Source organism: Nocardioides ferulae (assembly GCF_003660455.1).
Lineage (GTDB): Bacteria > Actinomycetota > Actinomycetes > Propionibacteriales > Nocardioidaceae > Nocardioides > Nocardioides ferulae.
In genome coordinates, this window is the sequence record NZ_QZVR01000052.1 from 1 (window position 1) to 1,457 (window position 1,457).

A 1,457-nucleotide genomic window follows, 5' to 3' on the forward strand; every position below is an offset into this window, starting at 1 on the left:
AGTGGAGTCCAGCAGAGTGACTCTTCTATGTCTGTCAACCCACGGCGGGTTCGACGTGGAGAGAGTTGAGGTTCCTGAAGAGCTGGCGCGCGAGGTAGCGCTTGAGGCACCGCCGGATCTCTCGGTTGGTGAGGCCTTCGGCTCGTCGCTTCTCGACGTAGGCGCGCGTCTCGGCGTCGTGAACCATGCGGGTGACCGTCGCCATGTGCAGGGCGCGGTTGAGTCGTCGGTCGCCGCCACGGTTGAGCCGGTGGCGGCTGGTGTTGCCGGATGAGGCAGGGATCGGGCTGACGCCGGCGAGGCTGGCAAACGCTGCCTCGTCACGAACACGGCCGGGGTGGGACCACGCTGCGTAAACGACTGCGGCGGTGAGCGGTCCGATGCCGGTCTTCTCCAGAAGCGGCGCGGCCTTGCTCGACTCGATGAGCGCCTTGAGCGTGGCGTGGTTCATGGTCAGTTCGCTGTCGAGCGTCTCGACGCGCTTAGCGAGCCGGACGGCCTCGGCGCGAGCCGTCGCCGTGGCGACGTCTTCCGCGATCTCGCGACTCCGGGCGCGCCAGGCGGCGACCTCACGGATCTGCTGGCCGGTCAGCGGCTTGCGGGCGTCGACTCCGAGGTCGGCGACGCGCAGCAGCGCGGTCAACCCGTTCACGCAGGCGGTCCGGTCGTCGGTCATGTGTTCACGGGCGGTGATCAGGGTCCGCAACGCGGCCCGTACGCCGTCGTCAGCCCGGGGGTGCCGCAGCTGCGTTGTGTCGAGCGCGAGCGCGGCGGCGGCGATTCGGCGGGCATCGAGCGGGTCTGACTTCCCGGTGCCCCGCTGCGCCCGAGCGTCCATCCGGGGAGCTTCGACGACTGGGTATCCGGCTTTGGTCGCGATGCGTGCGATGCGGGCGCCGTAGGTCGCGACGCCCTCGATGGCCCACAGGCTGCCCAGGTCGCCTTCGGTGCGGCGTGCGACCCACACGATTGCACGCTTCATGCCAGCGCTAGTGGCGGGGAACTGTGCGCTGTCGACCAGCGATCCGGTCGCGGCGATCAGGATCGCGAGTGTGTGGCTGCGGGCGTGGGTGTCCACGCCGATGACGAACGGGTGAGCATGCGCGACGATGGCCATGGCGGCTCGGGCTTCCTTCCAACGGGGTTGATGGTCCGGCCGCTGCGGGCCGGCGCAGGCCTGGATGGAAGTCACTTCGGGGCAGCTCTGTGATGGGCCACGAACCCGCCGATTCGGTGGGGACGGGCAGTCTTCTGATCAAGCCATCGGAGTGGGCCGGGTCGGCGCCGGCCCCCTTGCTCTGACCGGGCAAGTCACTCTGAAGGCACGCCAAGTTGGCGGCCGGGTGTACGACGAGCCACGACCAGGGCGAGGCGGCCAGCGCTACCCTGCCAGCCAGTCCCAGACCAGCTGCTCCGACCCTCACAGGTGTACGACGGACCTGAGTGAGCGCGTGCCT

1 protein-coding gene is annotated in these 1,457 nt (G+C 69.3%); it reads right to left on the bottom strand.

Annotation, left to right across the window (positions count from 1 at the left end; genetic code table 11):
• Nucleotides 1-34: 34 nt before the first annotated feature.
• Nucleotides 35-1,117, bottom strand: coding sequence for an IS110 family RNA-guided transposase (locus tag D6B71_RS22360; RefSeq protein ID WP_121259009.1), 1,083 nt, complete (start codon nucleotides 1,115-1,117; stop codon nucleotides 35-37).
• Nucleotides 1,118-1,457: the final 340 nt, after the last annotated feature.